21 protein-coding genes and 1 riboswitch are annotated in these 26,433 nt (G+C 71.8%); of the genes, 5 read left to right on the top strand and 16 right to left on the bottom strand.

Going from position 1 to position 26,433, the window contains the following annotated elements; genetic code table 11:
- Positions 1–82: 82 nt before the first annotated feature.
- The 5 genes from GD748_RS13900 to GD748_RS13875 form a co-directional block, all read right to left on the bottom strand.
- Positions 83–826: an alpha/beta fold hydrolase gene (locus GD748_RS13900; RefSeq protein WP_226921383.1), complete on the bottom strand. Its 744-nt coding sequence runs from the start codon at positions 824–826 to the stop codon at positions 83–85.
- A gap of 214 nt (positions 827–1,040) precedes the next feature.
- Entirely contained in the window at positions 1,041–2,081 is a 1,041-nt protein-coding gene (locus GD748_RS19565) for a hypothetical protein (protein WP_193312952.1), read from the bottom strand.
- 289 nt (positions 2,082–2,370) lie between these two features.
- Positions 2,371–2,494: riboswitch (SAM riboswitch) on the bottom strand.
- A 203-nt stretch (positions 2,495–2,697) separates the two neighbouring features.
- Complete coding sequence (gene proB / locus GD748_RS13885; RefSeq protein ID WP_152195820.1) at positions 2,698–3,855, bottom strand: glutamate 5-kinase; 1,158 nt, start codon at positions 3,853–3,855, stop codon at positions 2,698–2,700.
- 134 nt (positions 3,856–3,989) lie between these two features.
- On the bottom strand, positions 3,990–4,223 hold the full coding sequence (locus GD748_RS19560) for a hypothetical protein (RefSeq protein WP_193312951.1): 234 nt from the start codon (positions 4,221–4,223) through the stop codon (positions 3,990–3,992).
- Between the two features lie 48 nt (positions 4,224–4,271).
- On the bottom strand, positions 4,272–5,576 hold the full coding sequence (locus tag GD748_RS13875) for a hypothetical protein (RefSeq protein ID WP_152195818.1): 1,305 nt from the start codon (positions 5,574–5,576) through the stop codon (positions 4,272–4,274).
- A 444-nt stretch (positions 5,577–6,020) separates the two neighbouring features.
- Between GD748_RS13875 and GD748_RS13870 the strand changes: the two genes are divergently transcribed.
- Positions 6,021–7,421: an FAD-binding oxidoreductase gene (locus GD748_RS13870; protein WP_152195817.1), complete on the top strand. Its 1,401-nt coding sequence runs from the start codon at positions 6,021–6,023 to the stop codon at positions 7,419–7,421.
- Between the two features lie 62 nt (positions 7,422–7,483).
- Here the strand turns inward: GD748_RS13870 and obgE are convergent, their stop codons facing one another.
- From obgE to rplU, 3 genes are all read right to left on the bottom strand, one after another.
- Positions 7,484–9,028, bottom strand: a complete 1,545-nt coding sequence (gene obgE / locus GD748_RS13865; protein ID WP_152195816.1) for a GTPase ObgE — start codon at positions 9,026–9,028, stop codon at positions 7,484–7,486.
- A 92-nt stretch (positions 9,029–9,120) separates the two neighbouring features.
- A complete protein-coding gene (gene rpmA, locus GD748_RS13860; protein ID WP_043497418.1) occupies positions 9,121–9,378 on the bottom strand; it encodes a 50S ribosomal protein L27 in 258 nt (85 codons plus the stop codon).
- Positions 9,379–9,439: 61 nt separating this feature from the next.
- Complete coding sequence (gene rplU / locus GD748_RS13855; protein WP_152195815.1) at positions 9,440–9,760, bottom strand: 50S ribosomal protein L21; 321 nt, start codon at positions 9,758–9,760, stop codon at positions 9,440–9,442.
- A gap of 226 nt (positions 9,761–9,986) precedes the next feature.
- Between rplU and GD748_RS13850 the strand changes: the two genes are divergently transcribed.
- Positions 9,987–10,724 (top strand): Type 1 glutamine amidotransferase-like domain-containing protein, encoded by a 738-nt coding sequence (locus GD748_RS13850; protein ID WP_152195814.1) that lies wholly within the window; start codon positions 9,987–9,989, stop codon positions 10,722–10,724.
- A 79-nt stretch (positions 10,725–10,803) separates the two neighbouring features.
- On the top strand, positions 10,804–11,268 hold the full coding sequence (locus tag GD748_RS13845) for a hypothetical protein (RefSeq protein ID WP_152195813.1): 465 nt from the start codon (positions 10,804–10,806) through the stop codon (positions 11,266–11,268).
- Here GD748_RS13845 and GD748_RS13840 read toward each other — a convergent pair.
- The 4 genes from GD748_RS13840 to GD748_RS13825 form a co-directional block, all read right to left on the bottom strand.
- Positions 11,258–11,914 carry an SDR family oxidoreductase gene (locus tag GD748_RS13840; protein WP_152195812.1) on the bottom strand — a complete coding sequence of 219 codons (657 nt, stop codon included), beginning with the start codon at positions 11,912–11,914 and terminating at the stop codon, positions 11,258–11,260. The genes GD748_RS13845 and GD748_RS13840 overlap by 11 nt on opposite strands.
- Before the next feature lie 199 nt (positions 11,915–12,113).
- The gene (locus tag GD748_RS13835) at positions 12,114–12,932 is read right to left on the bottom strand and encodes a carbohydrate ABC transporter permease (RefSeq protein ID WP_152195811.1); all 819 of its coding nucleotides are present in this window, start codon (positions 12,930–12,932) and stop codon (positions 12,114–12,116) included.
- On the bottom strand, positions 12,929–14,008 hold the full coding sequence (locus GD748_RS13830) for a carbohydrate ABC transporter permease (protein WP_152195810.1): 1,080 nt from the start codon (positions 14,006–14,008) through the stop codon (positions 12,929–12,931). The genes GD748_RS13835 and GD748_RS13830 overlap by 4 nt, the downstream gene beginning before the upstream one ends.
- Complete coding sequence (locus tag GD748_RS13825) at positions 13,980–15,368, bottom strand: extracellular solute-binding protein (protein WP_152195809.1); 1,389 nt, start codon at positions 15,366–15,368, stop codon at positions 13,980–13,982. The genes GD748_RS13830 and GD748_RS13825 overlap by 29 nt, the downstream gene beginning before the upstream one ends.
- Before the next feature lie 356 nt (positions 15,369–15,724).
- On the opposite strand from GD748_RS13825, the gene GD748_RS13820 reads away from it, so the two are divergent.
- Positions 15,725–16,141 (top strand): hypothetical protein, encoded by a 417-nt coding sequence (locus tag GD748_RS13820; protein ID WP_152195808.1) that lies wholly within the window; start codon positions 15,725–15,727, stop codon positions 16,139–16,141.
- A 40-nt stretch (positions 16,142–16,181) separates the two neighbouring features.
- Here the strand turns inward: GD748_RS13820 and GD748_RS13815 are convergent, their stop codons facing one another.
- Complete coding sequence (locus GD748_RS13815) at positions 16,182–19,142, bottom strand: ATP-binding protein (RefSeq protein WP_152195807.1); 2,961 nt, start codon at positions 19,140–19,142, stop codon at positions 16,182–16,184.
- Positions 19,143–19,368: 226 nt separating this feature from the next.
- Between GD748_RS13815 and GD748_RS13810 the strand changes: the two genes are divergently transcribed.
- Positions 19,369–20,757: an FAD-binding oxidoreductase gene (locus GD748_RS13810; protein ID WP_152195806.1), complete on the top strand. Its 1,389-nt coding sequence runs from the start codon at positions 19,369–19,371 to the stop codon at positions 20,755–20,757.
- Positions 20,758–20,770: 13 nt separating this feature from the next.
- Here GD748_RS13810 and GD748_RS13805 read toward each other — a convergent pair whose 3' ends face one another.
- The 3 genes from GD748_RS13805 to GD748_RS13795 all read right to left on the bottom strand — a co-directional run bounded on the left by GD748_RS13805 (position 20,771) and on the right by GD748_RS13795 (position 25,896).
- Complete coding sequence (locus tag GD748_RS13805) at positions 20,771–21,610, bottom strand: hypothetical protein (protein WP_152195805.1); 840 nt, start codon at positions 21,608–21,610, stop codon at positions 20,771–20,773.
- A complete protein-coding gene (locus tag GD748_RS13800; RefSeq protein WP_152195804.1) occupies positions 21,603–22,223 on the bottom strand; it encodes a DUF6318 family protein in 621 nt (206 codons plus the stop codon). Before GD748_RS13800 ends, GD748_RS13805 begins: the two co-directional genes overlap by 8 nt.
- A 127-nt stretch (positions 22,224–22,350) precedes the next feature.
- Positions 22,351–25,896, bottom strand: a complete 3,546-nt coding sequence (locus GD748_RS13795) for an Rne/Rng family ribonuclease (RefSeq protein WP_152195803.1) — start codon at positions 25,894–25,896, stop codon at positions 22,351–22,353.
- Positions 25,897–26,433: the final 537 nt, after the last annotated feature.

Genomic DNA, 26,433 nt, shown 5'->3' with positions numbered 1-26,433 from the left:
CTCCGGGGGCCACGGACGCTCACAGCCCCATGGATGAGAGCTCACACGCTCGGGTATCAGCGCGGCGAAGCGCCGCGATCATCTATCCGGTGCCGCGCCACAGGTCCAAGAGGGCGGCGTTGAAGGCGTCCGCCATCGTCTGCATGTCGTGGCCGGCGCCCTCGACGACGCGGTGCTGGGCTCCGAGCACACGAGCGAGTCCGTCGCAGATGGCGGTGAATGCCGCGTGGTGGTTGCCCGAGATCACCAGAGTCGGGAACGGCGCCCCGAGCAAGCTCTCGACCGGCACGTCCGATCGCCATGCCAGCCTCCCGAGCCGGAGCGCCGGCACCATCGTCGTCAAGTCATCGAGCACCTCCGGCGGGAACTCTTCGAGGGGAGCCCCGACGGCGTCCAAGAACCCTTCCAGGAACTCCCGGTCACTCCCGGCACGGGCTGACACCGTCTCCAGCTGCTCACGCAGCCGCACCACGTCGGGATGCTCGGCCGTCACGCTGAAGACCGGTGCCTCGGCAAGGACGAGCGAGTGGACGGCCTCGGGACGGGCAGCCGCCGCCACCATGGCGGCCAACCCGCCATAGGAGTGGCCGACCAGGTGCGCGCCGTCACCGAGCAGCTCAGCGAGGTCTTGGCCGTCTTCGAGGAAGTCCTCTCCCACGGTGCCGGACTGAGGCACATAGGCACGGCGCGTCGGCACCACCAGCTGGTATCCCTGCGCAGCCAGCGGTCGCTGCCCCTCCCACTCGGTCGGGCCGACCGCCAGGGAGCCGTGGACGAGCACGACTCGCGTCCCCGAACCCCACACCTCGTATCCGACGCCAGCCATGCCACCAACCTTAATGGCAGGGTCTAGCCACGACCATTGGCGAGTCAAAGGGCCGGCGTCCAGCACAACATCACCATCAAAACCCCCGCCCGGCTGGACCCCGGAATTACGCACCGGCGACCACTGGACCGTCACCCGCCACGACGGCACCACCATCGCCCTTTCCCACGCCGCCCGAACGCGCACATCACCTGGGCGTCGCAGCACGCCCAGGTCAGGATGCGACGGGCACCGCGGCGAGTCGGCGGGCTGAGGACGCGGAGGCCGTCTCCACCTCGGGCCGCACAGCGGTCGGCCGCGAGGCGACGGCCTTCTCCTCCACCAGGCCACGTGCCCGAAGCTCGGGCACGATCCCGCGGAGCAGCGCAGCGATGTCGGCCGGGACTGATCCGGGCACGATCACGAAGCCGTCGGCGGCACCGGCCGTCAACCAGCTCTGGATGAGGTCGGCAACATCCGTGGTCGTTCCGACGGCACGGAGGGCGCCGGCCCAGGGTGCGGTCGGACCGGCGATGTCTGCGACCAGACCCGCCCGCTCCTCCGCACTCGCGCGGTCCGCGGAGACGACGGTGTGGAGGTCCACCAGAACTCGCACGTCTCGCCCTGCCGCGCGGGCTGCCGCGCGCACGGCGAAGCGCAGCTCTCGCGCCCAGCCCAGGTCGTCCTCACGCACCCGGACGACATCGGCATAGCTGCCGGCAAGCTCGATGTCGCGCTCAGAGCCGACAGGCAGGACGACGCGCGGAGCGCTCGCACGTCCGGTCGCCGCTCGAGCGCGACCGAACGAGCGCGAGATGCCGTCGAGGGAACGCGCCACCGCGTCGGCCCCGGCGCTGTCCGACGCGGCGAGCTGCAGGCCGGTCCATGTGCCGCCGGTACGGGGGATCTGCGCGAGCTCCCCGGCCACCAGGGAGATGTCTGCGCACTCGGCCGGCACCGTGGGCACCAGTCCTGCAGCGCCGGCGTGCGGGCTGATCCGGCGTGCCGCCACGACCGGGTCGAGCCAGTCGTCGCGGCGCACGGCGCGGTCGGAGCGGAGTCTGAAGCCCTCGCCGAGCGAGACGAACGAGACACCGCCGTCGTGGGCGGCGCGCGTGTAGGAGGCCAGCTTGGCCAGGTTGGCCTTCTCGACCGGCAGGTCGGTCGAGAGACCAGTGGCGTCCGGGCAGACGCCGAGGCCGGTGAGGTCGAGCCCGAGGGTGGCGAGCGAGGAGTCGTTACGGAAGTTGCGGGAGGGAAGACGAGAAGCAGACATGGGTGCACACATCCAGAGGTGTCGTCGCGCGTCGAGCGCAGCAGGAAGGAGGCCCGACAGGCTCTTCCGTCCAGTGGCGTGTCACTCGCCCGGTACGGAGGCTCAGGTCAGGGGTGATGCGTCGGTGCCAGGCTGCGCCGGGGCATCGCGGGAATGTCGTTCAGGCGGACATTCGCGAACGGCACATGGACATGCACATCGAGCGGCGAGGCGAGATGACGTTCTGCCTGGAGCTCAAGTGCGTCTTCATGGTCGTTCCGGTTCCTTCGTGCTCATGCACCCTGGTGGTGCCCTGCGTTGCCCCACGATGCCGTGGGACCAGGTCGTCATCCGGGGCACCCCCCGCACGTGGGGGGTTGCCGACCAGCAAGCCGGGACTTAGCGCACTGATGTACGCACTGGTGCTCTTGACCTGAGGGTGACGCTAAGGCAGCGGTGCTTCACATGTCAACGAACGGACCGGCATGTCTCGCGACCTGGTCCCACGCGGCCGGACGACCATCGGCTCAGTGCCGGCGTCGCGGCCGCACCTGGGCAAGGTCGCGGCGGACGACCTCTGCTCAGTGCCGGCGTCGCGGCCGGACACCTGGGCAAGGTCGCGGCGGACGACCTCTGCTCAGTGCCGACGTCGCGGCCGCACCTGGGCGAGGTCGTCGCGGTGGACGACGGCGCGCGGCATCGCGTCGGAACCGCTGCCGCGCAGCTGGACGGAGGACTTGCCCAGCATGGCGGGCAGCTCGCCGGAGCCGTAGGCGGTGAGCCCGCGGGCGACGACTCCGTCGGGGCCGACCAGCTCGACGGCGTCTCCCGGCTCGAAGTCGCCGTCGAGGCCGACGATCCCGGCCGCGAGCAGGGAGCGCTTTCCGTCCGTGACCGCCCGGGCGGCGCCGGCGTCGAGATGGAGGCGGCCGCGGACCTGCGCGGCGTGCGCCAGCCAGAGCCGGCGTGCGGACTTGCGGTGGCCGGTCGCGGCGAACCAGGTGCCCACCTCGACGCCGGCCAGCGCGGGCTTCACGTTGGCCGCCGAAGTGAGCACCACCGGGATCCCGGAGCCCGTGGCGATGGACGCGGCGTCGAGCTTGGTGACCATGCCGCCGGTCCCGATCGCGGTTCCACGGCCGGTGACCTCCACGCCGGCCAGGTCGGACGTCGCCGAGACAGTGGGCACCAGGCGGCTTCCGGGTCTCGACGGCGGACCGTCGTAGAGCCCGTCGACATCGGTGAGGAGAACGAGGGCGTCGGCGCGGACCAGGTGCGAGACCAGCGCCGCCAGGCGGTCGTTGTCCCCGAAGCGGATCTCGTCGGTGGCGACCGTGTCGTTCTCGTTGACGATCGGCACCACTCCCAGGGCGAGGAGCCGCTCGAGCGCGCGCTGGGCGTTGGCGTAGTTCTGCCGGCGGATGAGGTCCTCGGCCGTGAGCAGCACCTGCCCGACCCGCTGGCCGTGGTAGCCGAAGGCCTCGGTGTACCGAGCGACGAGGATGCCCTGCCCCACGCTGGCCGTCGCCTGGGCCGTGGCCAGGTCCTTGGGCTTGCCCGGCAGCCCGAGCGGCGCGATGCCGGCTGCGATGGCACCCGACGAGACGAGAACTACCTGCTGCCCGGCGGCACGTCGCGCGGCGAGGACCGCAACGAGGTGATGGACGACGGTCAGGTCGAGACGTCCGTCGGGCGCCGTCAAGGACGACGAGCCGATCTTGACGACGATCCGGGGTGCCTGTGCGACCCCGGCCCGGTTGGCCAGCGGCAGGTTCACCGGTCCATCCTCGCGCATCCGACGACTGCGAGGGCGCGGCGGTCAGGCTGTGGTCAGTGATGACGCGGGCCCAGGTGCCGCAAGGGCTCAGGCATCAGCCGCCCTCGTGACGCCGATGACGCAGGCCCGGGTGCTGCAAGAGCTCGGGTGTGTCAGCCGCCCTCACGACCGCTGCGGTGACCGCCGTCGGGGCCGCTGGGCACCGCCTTGCCGCCGCCGACCGAGTCCTCCTCCGCGCCGGCGGCCGGGTCCCCCCCGCCCTCCTCGCCATGCACGTCTGTCGAGGGGCTGACGGGCCGTTCCGACTCCTCGCTCGTCGCACCGGGCGGCGAGGCGCCGGGACGGACCCAGTCGGACTGGCCAGGTTGGTCGTCGTTCTCGCTCATGTCCCTACCGTGGCACCGCCGTCGTGCGGCGGCACCCCGGGCGGGCGTTCACTGTCGCCAGGGCCGGTCAGGTTCCGCCGGACCTCGGTCATCGGTGTCGGCCGGACCGTCGGCTGACGTCCCGGGCGTCTCGGAGCGCACCGGCTCCTTGGACGTCTCGGGGACCTCTGCCGGCTCGGAGACCTCTGCCGGCTCTGGGCGAACTGCTGGACCGGACGTCCTGGCAGACTCCGCGACCGAGGCGGGCTCGGCGGCACCGGCCGGCCCGGCCGCCAGGCTGTCGTCGTGCTGGCGTCGGGACTCGGCAGCCTCCTCCGCGTCGGCCTCGGCCTCGGCTGCAAGAGCAGCCTCGAGCGCCGCCGCGCGCGCGTCGGCACGGCGACGGCGGAGCGTACCGAGGGCGACGAGCACCAGTCCGAGGACGGCCCAACCGAGCAGGACGAGCACCGGGCGGAGGGCACCTCCGCCACCGAAGTACGCGACCGACTGCAGGAGCGACCCCGATGCGCCGGGCGGCAGGTACTGCCCGAGCGTCCCCCACCCGGCCGGCAGCATCTCCGGCGCGGAGGTCATACCCGCCAGGCCTATTCCGGGCAGCACGACGATGACGAGGTACGCGACGGCGCCGACGAGGCCGAGCAGCGCGATCAGCCCGAGGGCGGCCAGCGTGCCTCCGAGCACGGCGAGCGCGACGGCACCGGCAACCGTCCAGAAGACGCCCTCGACCGAACCGAGCAGCTGCAGCGACCCGGCGACGGCGAGTCCGGTGACGACGGCGAGCACCACCGCACCCACGACCTGGGCCCGGGGACGGCCGGGCTCGAGCCGCGCCAGCCCGAACGCACCGAGGAGCGAGAGGATCGAGGTCAGGACGACCGCCACCAGGATGCCCGTCGCGGTGGGGTCCGCGGCGGTGGTCTGGGCGACGTCGGAGACGTTCGTGAGCCCGAGCTGCCCGCCGAACGATGTCAGGAAGCTGGCGAGTGCGGGGCTCGCGCCGGTCGCGATGATGACCCCGGGCGAGGACTCGTCCATGACGAACCCGCCGTAGATCTCACGCTGCTCAGTGGCGTCCCGCATCGCCTCGGCGTCGTCGAAGATCCGCACGTCGTACGCGTCCGGCTGCGCCGTCGAGAGTAGGTTGGCCAGCTGGCTGACGGTCTCCTCCGGGCCGGCGAGACCGATCGGCACCTCGCGCGGCATCGAGTTCTGGCCCGGGACGACGACGGCGAGCAGTGCGAGGCAGGCCGTCAGGGCCAGGGCGACGGCGAGGCCGAGCATCCTGACGATGTCGCGCGACGGGGTCGGGCCGTCGTCGGTCTCGGTGCTCGGCATGGTCTCGAGGGTCGACATGCGCCTCTCCTTCTCCGGCGAAACCGTTCCGCCGCGACCCCGACAGTAGGCGACGTGGACGCTGCAACGATGGTCAGGTTTCTCCCAGGTGACAGACGTAACGCGACAGTCGCACGTGAGCAAGGTCACAGCGGGACTCCAGTCGCGCCACGAATCCGGCAGCCGGCACCGGCGCGTGCCGCTGCGCGACCCTCACGCGCGCGAGCTTCCCTCCCGGACCGGGCAGCGGCGGCCACAGATCACACGGCCAGAACCCCTTGTGGTGCAGAACCACAGCGGAGCATCCTGGTACGAGCGCCGCCAGCCGCCACGCGGCAGGGGGATGCCGCCCGACGCCCGACGGTCCGCCGGACGGGTCGCGCCGTCCGACACGAGACGTGGACAGCGCCATGCCGTCCGGTGCCCGACCCACGACGCCGCGGACGGCATCTCGAGGTGAGCACGATGGATGACGAGGGAACGACAGCACCGGTCGTCGTGGACGACCTGCGCGGCCTGGTGCGCGGGACGGTCGCCACCGCCGCCGACGTCGGTTTCGAGGATGCCCGGACGGTCTGGAACGGCATGATCGACCGGCGTCCGCTCGCTGTGGTCCGGGTCGGCGACGAGGACGACATCGCCACAGCGATCAGCTACGCCCGTACGCGCGGGCTCCCGCTCGCGGTCCGGGGCGGCGGGCACGGTGTCTCCGGCAACGGCACCGTCGAGTCCGGCATCGTGATCGACCTCGGGAGCCTCAACGAGGTGGAGGTCGACGCCGCCGCCGCTACCGTGCGGGTCGGCGGCGGCGCGACCATCTCCGACGTCGACCAGGTCACCATCCCCCACGGTCTCGCGGTTCCGCTCGGGGTCATCTCGCGCACCGGCGTGGGCGGGCTGACTCTCGGCGGCGGGGTCGGCTGGCTCACGCGCGCGCACGGGCTGGCCGCGGACAACCTCCTCGAGGCACGTGTGGTCACCGCTGACGGCACGAGGGTCGTGGCAGGCGAGGCGGGCGACCCCGAGCTGCTGTGGGGCCTGCGCGGCGGTGGCGGAAACTTCGGGGTCGTCAGCAGCTTCACGTTCCGGGCCCACCCACTGCCCGACCCCGTGCTGGCCGTCAACTTCGTGTACGGCGAGCCGAGCTGGCGCCAGGCGCTGACCGCCTGGGAGGAGTGGACGAGGGATCTGCCCGACGCGATGCAGTCGATCATCACCGTCGTGACACCGCCGGCATTCTTCGGGCTCGGCGACGACCCCGTGATACTGGTGGCTCTCGCCTGGGTCTCACCCGACCGGGCAGAGGGCGAGCGGCTCGTGGAACAGCTGCGGGCGCAGGCGCCGCCGGATGGCGAGGAGACCGACACCTCCGGCTGGGTGGGCTGGCAGTCCGCGGTCGATCCGCTCGTACCGTGGGGTTCGCGCGCGTACTGGAAGAACACCTCCTTCGACCGCCTCGACGACGAGGTGATCGACGTGATCCTCCGGCGGGGGGCGGAACAGAGGTGGGTGGGCACCGCGTTCGACATCCACCACATGGGCGGTGCCTTCGCCCGGGTGGCGGAGGAGGCGACCCCGTTCCCCGCACGTTCCGCCCGGTTCTGGCTCAACATCTACGGCTTCTGGACGGACGCCGCCGACGACGCCCACCACACCGCGTTCGTGAAGGGCTTCGCGCAGGACATGGCGCCGTTCGCCACGGGTGGGCTGTACGTCAACTTCATGGGGCACGACGACGACACCGACTGGCGCGCCGCTGCCCTGGCGGTCTACGGCCCGGACAAGCTCGAGCGCCTGGTGGCCCTCAAGCGCCGCTACGACCCCGACAACCTCTTCCGGCTGAACCACAACATCCCGCCCGGGTGAGGTGGCGCAGAGCCTGGCACGAGCACGTCGATACCGCGCGCCGTCGTCGAGACGGCTCTGCGTCAGGCGGGATCGTCCTGGGTGCTCGCCCGCTCGTCGTCGGGGTCCGCCCAGTGGCCCGCCTCGCGCTCGTGCCACAGCTCCTCGCGCGCGGCCGCCTTGGCGTCCATGAGCTCGTGGTAGCCGCGACGCTTCTCCGCGCGGGTGGGGCGTGCGCCCTCCTCCAGGCGCAGGTCGGTGCCGCGTGGACCGAGGAGCTCGGCACCGGTGTGCATGGTCGGCTCCCAGTCGAAGACCACCCCGCCCTCGGCGGGGCCGATGACGACGGTCGAGCCGGCGACCGCGCCGGCCTTGAAGAGCTGGTCCTCGACTCCGGCACGAGCCAGCCGGTCGGCGAGGTATCCGACCGCCTCGTCGTTGTTGAAGTCGGTCTGGCGCACCCACCGCTCGGGCTTTCCGCCCTGCACCTGGTAGAACACGCCCTCCGGACCGGTGCGCTCGGTGACGGTGAAACCGGTGTCGTTCACCGCCGTCGGGCGCAGGATCGTGCGCGTGGCCGCGGGCTCGGGGGCCTCGGCGCGGGCCTGCGCGACGATCTCGGCCAGCGCGAAGGAGAGCGGCCGCAGCCCCTCGTGAGACGCCGTCGAGACCTCGAAGACCCGCAGCCCGCGGGCTTCGAGGTCGGGGCGCACCATCTCGGCGAGCTCGCGGGCCTCGGGGACGTCGATTTTGTTCAGGACCACCACGCGCGGGCGCTCCATGAGCGGCACGCGCCCGCCGGCGATGTCGAGGTCGCCGGCGTAGGCGGCGAGCTCGCCCTCGATGGTGTCGAGGTCCGAGACCGGGTCGCGGCCCGGCTCGAGGGTCGCGCAGTCCAGCACGTGCACCAGCACGGCGCAACGCTCGATGTGACGCAGGAACTCCAGACCGAGGCCCTTGCCCTCCGACGCGCCGGGGATGAGACCGGGCACGTCGGCGATTGTGTAGCGCTCGGAGCCGGCCTGCACGACGCCGAGGTTCGGCACCAGCGTGGTGAAGGGGTAGTCGGCGATCTTCGGGCGGGCTGCCGACATCGCGGCGATGAGCGAGGACTTCCCGGCGCTGGGGAACCCGACCAGGGCGACGTCGGCGACGGACTTCAGCTCCAGCACGAGGTCTACCTGCTCGCCCTCCTCGCCGAGCAGCGCGAAGCCGGGGGCCTTGCGCTTCGGGGACGCCAGCGCCGCGTTGCCGAGCCCGCCGTGCCCGCCGGTGGCAGCGACGAACCGGGTGCCGGCGCCGACGAGGTCCGCCAGCACCTCGCCGTCGAGGCTCTTCACCACCGTGCCGTCGGGCACGGGCAGGACGAGGTCCTCCCCCGTCTTCCCGGCCCGCATGTCGCCGGCACCCTGGGTGCCCGAGGTCGCGCGGCGGTGCGGGGAGTGGTGGTAGGCGAGCAGCGTCGTCGTCTGCGGGTCCACCACGAGCACGACGTCACCGCCGCGGCCGCCGTTGGCGCCGTCCGGGCCGGCGAGCGGCTTGAACTTCTCGCGTCGGATGGAGGCGACGCCGTTCCCGCCGTTACCCGCGGCGACGTGGAGCACCACGCGGTCTACGAAGGTGGCCATCGCCATCGTCCTCTCAGCGTTCCTTGGTCCAAGCATGCAACAGGGGCGGACGGCTGTGCGCCGTCCGCCCCTGCCGGGCATTCAGTGTCGTCTCAGGCGTCGGCCAGGACGATGTCGACGACCTTGCGCCCGCGACGGTTGCCGAAGGCGACAGCGCCCGCCTCGAGGGCGAACAGCGTGTCGTCCTTGCCACGGCCGACGTTCAGGCCGGGGTGGAAGTGGGTGCCGCGCTGGCGCACGATGATCTCGCCGGCCTTGACGACCTGACCGCCGAAGCGCTTCACACCGAGGCGCTGGGCGTTGGAGTCGCGGCCGTTCCGGGAGGAGCTGGCGCCCTTCTTGTGTGCCATCTCGAACCTGCTTTCGTCTTCGTTCGTAGTGGGGAGGAACGGACCCGTCAGGGCCGCGGACTTACTTGATGCCGGTGACCTTCAGGCGCGTGCGCTGGCTGCGGTAGCCCTGGCGCTTGCGGTAACCGGTCTTGTTCTTGAACTTCATGATCGAGATCTTCGGGCCCTTCTCGGCCCGCACGATCTCGGCAGTGACCTTGACCTTGCCCAGGTCGCCGGCGCCCGTGGTGACCTTGTCACCGTCGACGAGCATGATGGGCTCGAGCTCGACGGAGTCGCCGACCTCACCGGTCAGCTTGTCGACGACGACGACGTCGCCGACGGACACCTTCTCCTGACGGCCGCCGGCCTTGACGATCGCGTACACCACGTTGCTGCTCATCTCTGTCGTTACGGGCGCGGTCCGCGCGGACCCGGGGAACTCGCGTTCCCGCCAGGTGCGTCGGACTCACTGAACAGGTGCGCTACGGGAGCGCACCGACGCTCTAGGTTACGCGGCACCAGCCTGCTCGGCAAATGTCCGACGCGCCTCTGGACGCCGACCGCGGTGTGGGATCGGGCACAGTAGCGTCGCCGTCGTCCCATCCGGTCCACCCCGAAGGATACCTGTGGCAGCCGACGCCCCGACCATCCTGGCCACCTCCGGCGGCTACGTCCCCGGACGCCGCACCCGGGTCGAGTTCGGTCCCCTGGTCCACCACGCCGTCGACCTGTCCGGCGTGAGCGGGCGCAGGCCGCGGGTCGGCTACCTCGGCACGGCCGGCGGCGACCAGGGGTGGGCGATCGCGGACCGCCAGGAGGCCGCCCGGCTGGCCGGGCTCGAGCTGAACCCGCTGACGCTGTTCACCATGCCGAACGTCGACGACGTCGAGGGCTACCTCCTCGAGCAGGACGTGGTCTGGGTCGACGGCGGGTCGGTGGCCAACCTGCTCGCCGTGTGGCGGGTGCACGGTCTCGACGCGATCTTCCGCCGGGTGTGGGAGGCGGGCGTGGTGCTCGCCGGGGTCAGCGCCGGCTCGATCTGCTGGCACACCTCCGGCACGACCGACTCCTTCGGTCCCGAACTCCGCGCCGTCCACGACGGTCTGGGGCTCCTGCCGTTCGCCAACGGTGTGCACTACGACTCCGAGGAGCGGCGCCGACCGCTGGTGCACGAGCTGGTGGGCTCCGGCGAGCTCGGGACCACCTACTGCACGGACGACGGCGTGGGGCTGGTCTACCGCGGTACCGAGCTCGTCGAGGCGGTCACCGAACGTCGCGGTCAGGGCGCCTACGTCGTGACCCGCGGGAGCGACGGCCGGGCGGTCGAGGAGCGGATAGAGCCGCGCCGGCTCCCCGGATCGTGACGAGGTTTCGCCTCGCCGTGCGGCATGCGGCGGCGGCCCGTCCAGACTCGATGTCGGTGGTGGGTGAGAGCGTCCCGGCATGGATCTCTCCGCGGTTCCGCTGTCCGCCGAGCAGGCGCTGACGCTGTTCTTCCGACGCGCCGCCGTGCTGCGCCATCCCGCGATGCGGGTGCGCTCCCAGCGCGTCCGCTCGCACCTGGAGGTCTACCTCGACACCGAGGGCGAGCACTGGCTCACCACGGGTGAACGCACGCTCGTCGAGGCCGAGCGCCAGATCGACCCTGCCGGCGCGGTCGCCCGGGTCACCGGCCCGGAGGCTCTGGTGGCGGCACTGCCGGGCTTCGTCGATCCGGAGTGGCTGATGACCGAGCACTCGCAGGTCCGCGCCCAGCTGATCGTCGTCGCGGAGCTGGTGGAGTGGCTCGTCGGCTCGCGGCTCGTCGACCGCAACGAGCTGAGCTGCTCGCTCCTGGAGATCGAGGTGCGGCTCACCAAGGCGTGGGAGCGTCTGGACGCTCGCGCGGGCAGCGCCCTCAGTCCGTGAGCTCGGCGAGGGCGATCGCGATGCGCTGCGAGCCGCCGATCAGCTCGGCGACCAGACCGTCGGTCGCCGGGTCGTCCAGCACGGCGACGATCGTGCGGGCGACGTCCTCACGTGGGATCGAGCCACGGCCCGTCTCCGGTGCCATCGTGACCAGCCCCGTGCCTGGCTCGTCGGTCAGCCCACCGGGCCGGAGAATCGTCCAGGCCAGGTCGCGGGACATCAGGTCCTCGTCGGCCGCCTTCTTCGCCTCCTGGTAGGCGGCGAACACCTCGTCCTCGATGCCCGCACCGCCCTTGGCCGCGCCCATGGAGGACACCATGACGTAACGGTTCACCCCTGCCCGTTCGGCGGCGTCGGCGAGCAGCACCGCTCCCCCGCGGTCCACCGTGTCCTTGCGGGCCGCCCCGCTGCCGGGGCCGGCCCCCGCGGCGAAGACGACGGCGTCCGCACCGGACAGGATGGTGGCGAGCTCGTCGGCGCTGCCGTGCTCGAGGTCGAAGGTCACCGGCTCGGCGCCCGCGTCGCGCAGGTCCGCCGCATGGTCGGGGTTGCGGATCAGCCCGACGACGTCGTCGCCGCGTTCGGCGAGGTGGCGCTCGAGGATCTGGGCAATCTTGCCGTGCCCGCCGGCGATGACGATTCGCATGCCGAGCACGTTACGTCGTCGTGACCGGCGGCGCGCAACCCGGCCGGACCGCCACCCCGGCCGACTCGGTGGACCACATCCGCCAGTGCGCGCCCCGGTGGCATCGCAACCGCGAGCGCGCGCCCCGGGCAGACCGCACCCGCGGGCGCGCGCCCGGGTAGACCGCGTCCGCGAGCGTGTGGCCCGCCGACGTCTCCGATCACTCGCGGACGGCGCCTTCGAGCATGCCCTGGATGAAGTGGCGCTGCAGGAAGAGGTAGAGGATCACCACGGGCAGCGCGACCAGGACCGCGCCCGCGGCGAGCAGCGTGGTGCCCTGGACGTACTGTCCCTGGAAGAGCGCCAGGCCCAGCGGCGCCGTGCGCAGCTGAGCGTTGGGCGACATGACGAGCGGGATCAGGAACTCGTTCCACGTCCACATGAAGGTCAGCAGCACCAGGGTGACCACGGCGGGCCGCGCGACCGGCACGAGGACCTGCCACAGCACCCGGTGATGACCGGCGCCGTCGAGCCGGGCCGCCTCGATGATCGAGCGGTTCGCGCCGCGGAAGTAGGCCCGCATCCAGAAGGTCCCGAACGCGACCGACTGGGCGACCTGGGGCAGGGCGATGGCCCAGTACGTGTTCGTCAGCCCGAGGATCTGCAGGTCGAAGAACAGCGGCACCACGATCGCCTCGGCCGGCACCATGATGCCGATCAGGAACAGGTAGAACAGCGCCTGCGACCCGCGGAACTCGAATGCGCCGAAGGCGTAGCCGGCCATGATCGACAGCACGGTGGCGAGGCTGACGACGATGGCGGCGACCACGACCGAGTTGGTCATGTAGTCGCCGAAGCGGCCCTGGTCCCAGGCGCGGGCGAAGTTCTCCCAGTGCACCGGTCCGCCGGCGGCGGCGTCGGCGGGTGTCTCCGGGCCGAGCGCGGTGGCCAGGATCGTCGCGATCGGGGCGAGGGCGAACAGCGCGAAGAGGATGAGGATGGCGTAGTTCGTGGCCCGCTCGGCCGACGAGACCCTCACCGTTCCCGCTCCCCGATGCGGTTGACGGCCAGGTTGATCCCGAAGATCAGGATGGTCAGCACGACGGCGACCGCGGCGGCCGACCCGACCTCACCGAGCTGGAACGCGCGGCGGTACACCTCGAAGCTCGGCACCGTCGTCGTGCTCCCGGGTCCGCCGGAGGTGGTGACGTAGACCAGGTCGAAGGTCTTCAGAGCCGCGATGATCGTCAGGGTCAGCGCCACCACGATCTCGGCCCGCACCGACGGCACGGTGATGGCGAGGAACTTGCGCACCGCACCCGCGCCGTCGAGGGTGGCGGCCTCGTAGAGCTCGCCGGGCACGCGGGACATCCCGGCCATCAGCAGCACGGTGACCAGACCCGTGCACACCCAGGTGCCGATGAACCCGACGGCGGGCAGCGTCAGGGTGAAGTCGCCCAGCCACGTCCGGGTCCACGAGTCCAGCCCGACAGCGCGCAGGAGGGTGTTGAGCTGACCGTCCGGGGCGTAGATCTGCCGCCAGGCGACTGCCACCACCACCATGGCGATGACCTGCGGCAGGAACACCACCGTCCGGAAGAAGCCGAGTCCGCGCACCTGCGCCCGGGTCAGAAGGGCGGCCAGCACCAGGCCGATCCCGAGCGGGAGGACGGCGAAGAAGAAGATCAGCACGAGCGCGTGGCCGAACGCGGCCCGCAGGGTGGGATCGGTGACGACGTCGGCGTAGTTGGCGAGGCCGACGAACGTCGCCAGGGTGAGACCGTCCCACTTGTACAGCGAGATCTGGACGGCGCGGCCCAGCGGGTAGAGCAGGAAGACGCCGTAGACGACCAGCGCCGGGAGCAGGAAGGCGTACGGCGTCAGGCCGTACTTGCTGCGTCGGCGCGGGGCGGCCGCAAGCGGCGTGCCGGGTTCCGCCGTCGGGACGCCTCCCGCGGACCCGGGTGCCGCCGTCGGGACGCCTCCCGACGACCCGGGTGCCGCCGTCGGGAGTGACTGTGCGACGCCGCGCCCGGCTGGCGGGTGCTCCGGTGCGGGGCCGGCCGGCCGGCCCCGCACCGGGTCGTCACTGTGCGGATGCGACGAACTCGGCATAGTCCGCCTCGACGGTCTCGGCGAACGCCTCCGGGGTCAGCTCACCGGCCATGAGGCCCTGCAAGGCCTGGCCGAGCGTCGTGGCCATCGTGGGGGTGGCCCAGTCGAGGTAAGGCACGAGGTCGCCGTTCTCGGTGACGTCGGCGTAGGCGGCGAAGACCTCCGACTGCAGGCCGGACTCAGGGGCGTGCTCGGCCGTGTCGACCACCGGCATGTTGCCCGTCTCGGCCAGGACCGCCATCGCGTCCTCGCTGGTGATGAAGTCGATGTAGGCCGCGGCGACGTCGGGGTTCTCCGCCTGCGAGGTGATCGCGAACGGGATGCCGGTGCCGCCGGTGGTGACCGGGCCGGCACCCGCCTCGACCGGGGGCGGGGCGAAGAAGCCGACGCCGTCGCCCATCGCCGCCTCCAGGTCGGCCGCGAGCCAGGAGCCGCCGATGAGGTAGACCCCGGCGCCCTCGGTGAGCGACTGCCAGGTGGCGTCGTAGTCGGCGCCGTTGAAGCCTTCGTTGAAGTAGCCGGACTCGGCCCAGCCCTGGAGGGCCGTTGCCGCCTCCAGGTTCGTGTCGGTGGTCCAGGATGCGCCCTCGTTGCCGAAGCCGAGTGCACGGATCTCGTCGGCGGGGACATAGGCGCCCTGGACGGGGCCGAAGACGTGCAGTGCCGGCCACTGGTCGAGGTTGCCGAGGAGCAGCGGCGTCTCTCCCGCCTCGGCGATGGTGGCGAGCTGGTCCTCGAACTCGGACCACGTCTCGGGGACCTCCAGCCCGAGCTCGGCGAGCTTGGCCTTGTCGTAGAACACGCCCACGACCTCGCCGACCTGTGGCAGGCCGTAGATCGAGCCCTCGCCGAACGTGACGCCGTCGGGGCTGTAGCTGGTGTTCTGCAGCACCGAGTCCGAGAACCGGTCGGTCCAGCCGTACGCCGCGGCGTAGTCGTCGAGGGCGAGGAGCTGGCCGGCCGCGACGAACTGCCCCATCTGCGAGCGCGAGTTGTTCGCCTGGGTGACGTCCGGCGCGTCGTCGCCGGTGAGGGCCAGGCGCAGGGTCGCCGTCAGGTCCTCGTTGGACTGGGTGACCCGGTCGATCTTGATGTTGGGGTACTGGTCCTCGAAGGCCTGGTTGAGGCGCTCCATCTGCTCGTTCTGGCCGCCGCGGACCTCCTGGTCCCAGACCACGAGCGTCTGGTCCTCGAGCTCGGAGATGTCGGTTACCACCTCGCTCGCCTCACCCGTCGTCGCCTCCGAGGTCTCCTCCGGGGCGTTGTTCGATCCGGGCGTGCACGCGGCCAGCGCCAGCGCCGCCGTGGCGAGGACGCCGACGCCGGTGACGCGGGCCCTCGTGCGCGAGGAAGTGCTCATGGTGTTCTCCTGTCTCGTGCTCAGACACCCATTGTGAAGGAGCATCCCGCCTGCGGTGGTATCTGGGGCCGTCGACGCGCGTGGCGTCGACGTCGTCGCCTGGTCGGAGCGTGCCGCGCCGTCCATCGCCTTCCACCGCCGCGGCGCTGCCTCATCGCGCCACGGTCCTGGGCTTGGCTGAAACACCTCCGTGGGAGGCAGGACCAACGGTCGTCGAGGAGTTCTAGACGAAAGTCGGTGGTTTTGTCGGTGCGCGCGTCCCTAGCGTCTCTGGTGGAGCGGCCGGGAGAGACCCGGTGCTCCGGTCCGACACCGAGATGTCGGGTCGTCGGAGAAACGCACCACAGGGGGAAACCATGAAGGCAATCAAGCTGCTCAGTACCGCCGCGGTCGCTGCGGTGATGCTCCTCGGCCTCGCGCCCGCCGCCAGCGCGGCAGACCACAGCATGTACACCAACGACGACGGCGGCTGGCAGGACCCGGCCGGCCTGATGTGGTTCAACGAGTACGGCGACGTCGTCACCCTGTGCGACAACGACGCCGACGGGCACGCGCCCAGCCTGACCGTCGCGCTCTACCATCCCTACCACGCGACCCGATACCGGTTGACCGCATGGGGCGGAGAAGGCAACTGTGTCACGGCACGTGCCAGCGACGGAGGCGTCTTCAACCTTCCCGAGCACACCAACATCGGTTTCCAGATCTGCATATCGCCCCACGGCGGGATGTGCAGGAACGCCACCTGGTACAACGACCAGAAGGACTACACATAAGCCTCGATCCGCGGTCGGAGCGGGTTGGGTGGGCTCGGCCTCACCATCGTGCGGACTCGTCCGGCTGCAGTGCCTGCGGCCTGCCGTTCGTCAGCTCACCGGCGGTCACCCGGGCCCGGTCGACGACCTGGGCACGCGGCAGGATCGAGCCCAGCTCCGTGATGCGACCGAAGACGCTGGTGCCGAGCTCCGCGCGTAGGTCGGCACCCAGCTTCGCGTACCTCCGCGCGTCGGCGCCGGTGACGGCCGGCGCCGACGACGCGGCGTCCGCGGCCGTGAGGAGCAGGGCCGCCGACTCGGGCCGGTCCTCGGCCAGCAGCTCGGCGAAGATCCGCAGGGTCGTCCACTGCTGCGGCCACGCACCCAGCCGGAACCATCGGTCGAGCAGGGGCCCGACCACACCGAGCGCCTCCGCACGTCGCTGCGACCTCGTCAGTACCGCGAGCAGCGCGATGTTCGCCAGCCCCCCGACGTACTGCGCCCCGACCAGGTACGCGTCCCGCGCTGCCGCGACGAACAGCGGGACGGCGGCCGAGCGGTCTTCTCCGGAGACCACCTCCGCCGTCGCATAGCGGGCGAACCCCCGGTAGGCGACGGCGCCCGCGGCCTCGGCCGTCGACAGAGCGAGCGCGGCAAGGTCGCGTGCGGCAGGAGTGTCGCCGTCGTAGTGCGCGATCAGCGCGAGGGAGCTGTAGGCCCCCGACCGGCGGGCCAGAGAGGTGCCGTCGACCTCGAGCATCTCCCACCAGCAGCGGCGGGACTGCGGGTGGTCGCCGCCGTAGAGGGCGCTGACACCGAGGGCGCTCAGCGCGAGGGTGCGCTGGTCGGCGGTCATGGTGGCGTCGGGCGCGGTCCGTGCCAGAGCCGCACGCGCCTCCCGCTCACCGGTGGCCAGCTCCCCGCGTGTCGCCGCGACGAAGGCACCTGCCGCCTGTGCCAACGGGCCCGCCGACGTCGCCAGGACGTCTGGGCTGTCGGCAGCCTTGCGGACGATCTCGCTGAGATCGGCACACACGGGCCACATCGTCGAGGCGAGGGTCACGGTGCCGGTGATCTCCCCCGCGAGCTGCGGATGTCCGGCACCCAGCGCCCAGGAGACCGCGGCGCGGATGTTGAGCATGTCGGTCTCGAGACCCACCACGGCGGCGGCGTCGTCCGGGCCGACCGAGCGTTCGGCCACCGAGCGCACGCAGGAACGCACCCACCGGGCGTGCGCCAGGTGGACCTCGTCCGCGTCGTCGGCGCGGCGCAGTCGCTCCGACGCGAACGACCGCACCAGCTGGAGCAGGTGGTACCGGACGCCGCCGTCCTGGTGGACCTGCACGAGCGAGGCATCCACCAGACCCGCCAGGTCCGCAGGCACCGACCCGCTCGTGCGGGACGGTGCGACGTGCTCGGCAGACGCGAGGTCGAAGCCGCCCTCGAACACCGCGAGCGCACGCAGCAGCGCCTGTTCCGAGGGGCTGAGCAAGCCGTATGACCAGTCCAGCGTTCTGCGGACCGACGGTCCGCCGTCGTCCGTCTCCTCGAGGAGGTCAAGGCTCCGCGCGAGCCGGTCGCGTACCTCGACGACGCCGAGGGCGGCTGCCCGGGTGGCGGCGAGCTCGATGGCGAGCGGCAGCCCGTCGAGACGCCGGCAGATCGCTGCGACGGCCGTGAGAGCGTCGCGGTCGAAGGCCAGGCCGGGCCGAACCCGCCGCGCTCGGTCGACGAACAGCTCGGTCGCCGCGGTGCCGGGCTGCGCGCCCGGCACGGTCGTGGTCGGCGGGAGAGCCAACGGCTCCAGCGGTAGTACCTGCTCCGCGTGGACGGCAAGACGGCGACGGCTGGTCACCAGCAGGTGCGTGCGCGGACAGTGCCGCAGGACGGAAGCCGCGAAGGCGGCGACGGCGTCCCGTACGTGCTCGCACCCGTCGAGCACCAGCAGGGTCGGGGTGATACCGAGATACTCCAGGACGGCCTCGGCGACGGCGTCCCGTACGTGACCGAGCCCGAGGGCGGCGGCCACGGCCAGGTCCACGTCCTCCGGGCCGGCGGCGTCCAGCTCCGCCACGGCGGCCGGCATCGCGAGCCGGCGGCTCAGTCCCTCCAGGACCTGTGCGGCCAGCCGCGACTTGCCGACGCCGCCCGGCCCGGTGACGGTCGTGAGGCTGTGGGAAGCGACGGCGTCCACCAGCTCCGCGACGGCGTCCGCGCGACCGACGAAGGTGGTGCCGTCCACCAGCCACCGCGGAACGGGGTGGCTGAGCGTCGGTCGGTCGGCTCTCGGGATGCCGTGGTCGAGGATCTGCATCTGGAGGTCACGCAGCTCGGGCGACGGTTCGAGCCCGAGCTCCGCGACGAGGAACTGTCGGTGCGCCTGGTAGTGGTCCAGCGCCTCGCTCGGCCGTCCGGCCAGGTAGAGCGCTCGCATCAGCAAGCCGTAGGCCCGCTCGCGCAGCGGGTTGTCGTGGACGAGGGCGGCCATCCCCGCCGCGGCCTCTTCGACCTCGCCCAGCTGGATCTGCAGCGAAGCACGCTCCTCGCACGCCGCGAGGCGCCGCTGGGTCAGCCGCGCTGCCTCCACCTCGGCGAACGGGCTGTCGGCGAACTCCGGCAGGAAGTCGCCGCGCCACAGCCGCAGGGCACGCTCGGTCAGGTCGAGCGCCTCGGCCGGCGGTTCCCGGGCGGCCGAATCGCACATGGCCCGGAACCGGTCGGCGTCCAGCGCGTCGTCCGTCGGCGTCAGGCGGTATCCGGACGGCTCGCTCAGGACGACGTCGGCGCCGATCGTGCCGCGCAGCCTCGACATGACCGTGTGCAGGGCGGCCTTCGGCGACCGTGGCGGCCGCTCACCCCACGCGGCTTGGACGAGGTGATCGACGTCGACCGTCTCGTCGCGGCGCAGGAGCAGCGCGGCCAGCACGGCGCGCTGACGCCTGCTCGGCACCGCCACCTCGACACCGTCCCGGTGTACCTGGAGGGGTCCGAGCACACCGAAGGTCAGCCCGGCCGCGACCATCTGTCCAGAGTAACCAGGGGCCGCCGTCGGTCCGTGCACTTCTCAGCACCCGACTCCGGCGGGCCGGGCGGGCTCGGCGCGACACTGCCGTGGAAGCGGCGTGAAAGCGGTTCTCGCGACAGTGGAGTCGAGGGGCGGCGAAGGGGCCGGCGAAGCGGACGACCGTTCGCGCGACGGCTCAGGCCACCAGGTCCTCGTGCCGTCCCGAGCCCGAAAGGAAGGTCTCATGACCAGCCGTATCTCTCAGCAGAGCACGACAACGGATCTCGACGGCGAGATCGGCCCCGGTCCGTCCCTCGACGGCCGTCTGCTCCGAGCCGGTACGCCGGGGTTCGACGCGGCCCTCCGGCTCTGGAACAGCATGATCAAGGACCGGCCCAAAGTCGTCGCGCAGCCAGGAACCTCGGCAGAGGTCGGGCGGGCGATCCGGATCGCCCGCGAGAACGACCTCGAGGTATCCATCAAGGGCGGCGGGCACAGCGTGGCGGGCTACGCCACGACCGACGGCGGCATGATGGTCGATCTCGAGCGGCTGCGTGGCGTGCAGGTCGATCCCGCCCGACGACTCGCCCGCGTGGGTGGTGGTGCGCGTTGGGCGGACGTCGACCAGGCAGCCGGTGCCTTCGGCCTGGCCACCACCGGGGGCGTGGTCTCGACGACCGGCGTCGGTGGGCTCACGCTCGGCGGCGGCGTCGGCTGGCTGGTGGGCAAGCACGGGCTCGCCAGTGACAACCTGCGTTCCGTCGACCTCGTCACGGCGGACGGGCAGGAACTGACCGCGAGCCCCGACTCGCATCCCGACCTGTTCTGGGCGCTGCGCGGGGGCGGCGGGAACTTCGGCGTCGCCACGTCGTTCGAATTCGACCTGCACCCACAGCAGACGGTGCTCGCCGGGATGGTCGCGCACCCGCCTGCCAGGGCACGCGAGGTGTTGGAGTTCCACCGTGCCCTGACCGCCGACGCGCCGGACGAGCTCATCGTGTACGCCGGCCTGATGGCTGAGCCTGAGCACGGCACCCGCATGGCCGCCCTGGCGTTCTGCTGGTCCGGGGACCCCGCCGAGGCCGATGCGGCCGTGCGGCCGATCCTGGAGTTCGGTCCGCCGGTGATGACGATGGCGGAGACCATGCCGTACGCCGCGTGGAACGGCGGGAACGACATCCTCTTCCCGTACGGGCGGCGGTACTACTGGAAGGCTGCCCTGATGCGTGAGCTGGACGACCGGGTGCTCGAGGCCGTCGCAGAGTTCGGCGCCAACGCGCCGCTCCCCTGGCTCAACGCCACGATCGAGTACTACGGCGGCGCGATGAATCGTCAACCGGCGGGGTCGACCGCTTTCCCGCACCGGGACGCCAAGTACCAGGTCGTCGTTGTCGGGGCTTGGGACGATCCTAGGGAGGACGAGACCGGCATCCGGTGGGTGCGCGACCTACACGCCGCTGTCGAACCCTTCGGTAAGCAGGGCGACTTCCTCAACTTTGTCGCCATGGACGGTGCGGACCGTAGCCGCCGCATCCGGGAGGGCTACGGCGAGAGCTGGGACCGGCTGGTCGAGGTCAAGCGGCGGTACGACCCAGACAACGTGTTCCACCGCAACAACACCGTGACGCCGTGACGGCGGCTGACGTTCACGCTGATCCGTTGGTCAGGCTGGTCTCCGCGGTTCGGACCTCGAAGGCCTGGGACACCTCAGTCGTCGTCGCGACGCCGACCACCGGTTGCCAAATACCGGAGCCGTTGACCTCGAACTCGCCGGACCAGCGCGTGGTCAGCCTGACTTGGCGAACGTCCGCGGCGGCCGTGTAGATGTGGCTGACGGTGTGGTCGGGAAAAGGTGCACCGGGATCAGCAGTCACGAGCGGGGCCGCTCCGTCGCCGAAGTCCCACGCGAAGTCGATCGGCGTCACGCGGACCCGGACCGGGGTCCCGAGAACGACGGCGTCGAACGTCTGGTCTGCAGCGTCGGTCCACACGATCGTGTCGAGGTTGACCAGCACCCAGCCGCGGTCCGGCTGGACGACGAGGCCGCCTGGCGAGATCGGCAGCCGCTGCAGGTCGTCTGCGGTGACGACGATGGGCGGCGGTGCAGGTTCTTCGGCGGCAGGGTCGGCCGGATCCGCCGGCGTGGTCTCGAGGAACTCGCCGCCGATCGGCGGGGCTCCGACGTGGAAGCAGCCGTTGAAATCGACGTAGTACGAGTTCTCGCCCACCTGCGACATGTCGACGGCATCGCACGTTGGCGGTGGCGGCGGGGCATTCTGGCGATGGGCAGCTGGTGCGCCGGGATGACCCGCCACATCTTCGAAGGCTGCACTCGCATCTTCACGCGAAGATCCCGTGATCTCCACTGCATCGCTACCAGCCGTGCCCTCCCAGCTCGCCTCCGCCCAAACGGCCGTTGCCCCACCGACCGTCAGAATTCCCATGAGCACGACACACGAAATGACCGAACGGAAGCGTCTAGCCATCGAAGCTCGGCTCCTCGACCTGGACTTCACGGATCTGCCACCCTCCGTCGACCCACCGGGTTGCGAAGATCAACAGGTTGGTTCCACCTGACATTTCTGTCGGATCACCTGTGCCATGCACGCGAGTGGACGGACCTTCCGACGCCACCACATCGACCCGAAAGAAGTCGTTTCCTTCAACTGGAGGCGAGCCTTCTACTTCATCGATAGTGACTTCTCCGCCTTCGGCATACCCGCCCGTGGCGTGCAAGTTCTCGACCTCTTCTGCCACGTTCGCGCAGAATTGACAGTCGTCCGCCGACAACTCCTTCCACTCGACCAAATCCCCGGACGCGTAGACGTACTGGTGCAGCGCCAAGAAATACTGCGCGGCGGCCTCGGCACCGGCCACGTCGTCGCGACTCATCGCGTCCGGCGGCGTCGGCTTCTCGACCTCGGGCCGTTCAGTACCGGTCGCCTCCGGCTCGGACGGCGATGTGCTCTCGGTCGCCGGTGGCGCCGTCGTCGGATCGGGCTCGTCGTCGCCCGCGCACGACGTCAGACCAAGTGCTAGCAGCACCCCGGCCGATCCCGCGCCGATGCGACGTCGGCCAGATCTCTCCCGCAGCGCCATTCGCCGAACGTAGTGGTGAATCACTACCTACGGCCACCGCATCCCCGGAATCTGTGGACGACGGCGAAGGGCCGGACCCGCCCGGAATCCGGCCCTCCGCCGTCGTTCATCGCCTCGCGATGTGGATCTACCGCTTGTCGTCACCCTGGTCGGCGCCGGGCTCGATCGTGACGATCTTGGTCTCGCCGGGCGTCACCACGCCGCTCGAGACCGCCCGCCGGCTGCGGCGCGGCCGACGCGCGGGCGCAGCAGCCGCCGACTCGTCAGTTGCTGCCGAAGCGGCCTTCTCGGTGCCGGTCGCACCGTCACCGGCCTCAGCCGAGACGCTCGCGCCACCGATCACACCCGTGGCACGGACCGGTGCGGCCTCCTTGATCAGCTCGGGCGCCGGAGCGGCGACCCCGGGCTCAGAGCCTGCGGCGCCAGTCTCGTCTGCTCCGCTCTGCACCGGCGCGACCGGTCCGGCAGGAGCCTCGGCCTTGCGCCGGCGGGACCTCGCCGCCGGCTTCTGCGGAGCCTCCCCGCTCGCCGCCGGCTTCTCCGAGGGCTCTCCGGCGGACGGCTGCTCGGCCGCAGCGGTCTCCGCCCTGACCTCGTCCTTGTGCCCGCCCTCCTCGTGGGCGCTGGCGGCCGCGGCCGCGATCGTGGCGAGCGTGGCCTTGACCGCCTCGCGGGCCGCCACCGCAGCGGGATCCTCGGCGGCCGGTGCCTCGTCCGGCGACGACGGCTCGGCCGGCGCGTTGGAACCACCACGGCGCCCGCGCCGACGGCCCGACGATCCGCCGTCGTCGTGCTGGTGCGACTCGCCGCTGCCCGACTTCTCGACCGGCTCGTTGTGCACGATGAACCCGCGCCCGTTGCAGTGCTCGCACGGGGTGGAGAAGGCCTCGACCAGCCCCTGGCCCACCCGCTTGCGGGTCATCTGCACGAGCCCCAGCGACGTCACCTCGGCGACCTGGTGCCGGGTACGGTCCCGGCCCAGGCACTCGAGCAGCCGGCGCATGACCAGGTCACGGTTGGACTCGAGCACCATGTCGATGAAGTCGATGACGATGATGCCGCCGATGTCGCGCAGCCGGAGCTGACGGACGATCTCCTCGGCCGCCTCGATGTTGTTGCGGGTGACCGTCTCCTCGAGCGTCCCGCCCGAGCCGGTGAACTTGCCGGTGTTGACGTCGACGACGGTCATCGCCTCGGTGCGGTCGATCACCAGCGATCCGCCCGAGGGCAGCCAGACCTTGCGGTCCATGCCCTTGGCGAGCTGCTCGTCGACGCGGTACTCGGCGAACACGTCGTTCTCCGAGGTCCAGTGGTGCATCCGGTCCGCGAGGTCCGGGGACAGGTCCTTCACGTACGTCGAGATCGTCTGCCACGCGGTCGAACCCGAGACGACGAGCGACTCGAAGTCCTCGTTGAACACGTCTCGGACCACCCGGACGGCCAGCTCCGGCTCGCCCTTGAGGAGCAGCGGGGCCGACTTGGCGCCCTTCGCCTTGGCCTCGATGTCCGCCCACTGCTTCGTCAGGCGCTCGACGTCGGCGCGCAGCTGCTCCTCGCTCGCGCCCTCGGCGGCCGTGCGCACGATGACACCGGAGCCCTCGGGGACGATCTCCTTGAGGAGCTTCTTCAGCCGGGCGCGCTCGTTGTCCGGCAGCTTGCGGGAGATGCCGGTCATGGCGCCCGAGGGCACCAGCACGAGGTGCCTGCCGGCGAGCGTGATCTGCGATGTCAGTCGCGCACCCTTGTGGCCGATCGGGTCCTTCGTGACCTGCACGAGCACGGAGTCGCCGGACTTCAGCGCCTGCTCGATGCGGCGCGGCTGGCCCTCCATCCCGGCGGCGTCCCAGTTGACCTCGCCGGCGTACAGGACGGCGTTGCGGCCCTTGCCGAGGTCGACGAACGCGGCCTCCATCGAGGGCAGCACGTTCTGCACGCGGCCGAGGTAGACGTTGCCGACCATCGAGGTCTGCGTGTGCGCGGCGACGTAGTGCTCGACCAGGATCCCGTCCTCGAGGACGGCGATCTGGTTCAGCCCGTCCTTCTCGCGCACGACCATCTTGCGCTCGACGGCCTCGCGGCGCGCCAGGAACTCGGACTCGGACAGCGTCGGGCGACGGCGACCGGCCTCGCGTCCCTCGCGGCGGCGCTGACGCTTGGCCTCCAGGCGCGTCGAGCCCTTCAGCGCGGTGACCTCGTCGCGGGCGCTGCGCCCCGCCGACTCGGCCTCGCCGCGTCCCCCACCGCTGCCGCTGCGACGGCGACGGCGACGGCGACGCGAGCTCGACTGGCCCTCCTCGCCCTCGGTGTCCTCACCCTGGGACTCGTCGGCCTCGGCGTCGGTCTCGGTGCGGTCCTCGGTGGCTGTCGAGGTGGGCCGCTCACCCTCGCCCTCGCCCTCGTCGTCGGAGTCGTCGGTGCCGTCGGTCTGTCCGCCGCGGTTGCGCCGGCCACGGCCACCACGACGACGGCGACGACGGCCGCCCGAGCGCTCGTCCTCACCGCCGGTCTGCTCGTCGTCGGACTCCTCGGTCTCCTCGACCGGCTCGGCGGGCTCGTCGGTCTTGCGATCGGCCTGCTTCGTGCGGGTGGGCTTCTCGTCCGTCGCGGGCTCCTCGGCGACGACCGGCTCTCCTGCCGGGGCCTGGGCGCGACGGCGGCGCGGACGTGCCTTGGACGGGTCCGGCGCCTGGAAGAGCAGGGCGGTGGCCGCGAGGCGCGGGCCCTCCTCGGGCTCCTCCGCGCCGGTGTCGGGGCTCGCGGCGGTCGCCACGTCCTCGGCCGCGGTCTCCTCCTCGGGCTCGTCGGCCGACTCGGCGACCGCCGGCTCGGCAGGCTCGCTGGTGGTCTCGGCGGCCGCGACACCGAGCTCGGCGAAGACGTCGAGCTTCTGCTCCGGCGACCGCGTCGGGGCGGAGGCGCGGCGGCTGCGGCGGCGCGCCGGTGCGGCAGCAAGCTCGGCGTCGCCGTCGGTCCCGCCTGCGTCGGTGCCGGCGTCGGTGATGTTCGCGGCAGTCGTGCCGGCATCGGTCGGGCCGGCCTCCGCCAGGCCGATGTCAGTCCTGCCGGTCCCGGAGTCGCTCGGCCGGGCGGTCGACTCGGCGACGGGTGCGGCGGGCTCGTCGGTGGTGGCAGGCTCCTCGGTGGCCGCTGCAGGCTTGTCGGTGGCGGCGGCGGTGGCAGCCGGATCCGCCTCTGCCGCCTTCTTCGTGGTGCGCCTGGCGGGTGCCTTGCGGGTGCGCTTCGGCTTCTCCGCGGCCGCCTCTGCCGCCTTCTCGGCGACGGCCTCGGTGGCCTCACCGGTGACGTCCTGGACCTGGGTCGCTGCCTCGGTGCCGCTGGCCGCCGCGGCTGTCGCGTCCGCCGTCGTCTTCGTGGTGGTGCGCTTTGCCGGCGCCTTGCGGGTGCGCTTGGGCTTCTCCGGCGGAGACTCGGCCGTCGCGTCGGCAGAGACCTCGGTGGCAGAGGCCTCAGCCGCAGGCGCATCCGTCCCGGCCGCCGGTGCGTCGTCGCCCGAGCCGGTCCCGCCCGCGGTCTGCTCCGGTGCCTCGGCAGCGGCCTCGGGAGCCTTCGCCGGGCTCGTCGCCCGCCTGCTGCGGGACCGGCGCGGCGCCGCCGCCTTCGGCTCGCTCGCTTCCTGCTCGGCGGTGCGCTCGTCGTTGTTCTGGTCGTCCATGGGGTATGCCCCTCCACCCCGGCCGCCGTCCACACCCATCGGCGCCCGTGGGCGGTTCGTCGTCCTCGGCTGGCCGAGGACGGAAGTCCTGAGTTACGACCGGCGCGCACTGCGCGTACCGGACGCCGACGGACGGGGCGGCCTGCCGACCTCCCGGGTGGGCGGTGCGGTGCTGCCCCGGTTTCCCGACCCCTGCTGCAGCGCTCTCGCCCGGATGGCGAGGCGGCGCGAGGTGACCAGGACCGAGGCGGTCGCGACGTCGTCGGACCGGAGAACGGGGTGTGGAGCTGCTCTCCGACCACTCGAAGTATCGCACAGCACCCTCACGACGGCGTGGCCAACTCGCCGCCCGTCCGCACGCTGGACACCTGCTGCACTGTCACGGCGTCACTTCGGCCCCTGGACGCCGGCCCGCTCCCCCGGACGCCTGTCTCCCCTCGGCCGTCGGCGCGTGGGCTCACGCTCGCTCGGCCCGGGACGCCCGCTGCGTTGCCTCGACGCCGCCCCCGGCCTGCAGCGCGGCACGCACGAGCGACC

The organism is Georgenia subflava, from assembly GCF_009193155.1.
GTDB lineage: Bacteria > Actinomycetota > Actinomycetes > Actinomycetales > Actinomycetaceae > Georgenia > Georgenia subflava.
Note: the sequence above shows the minus strand (reverse complement) of the source record. Positions and strands in the feature narration are given on the sequence as shown.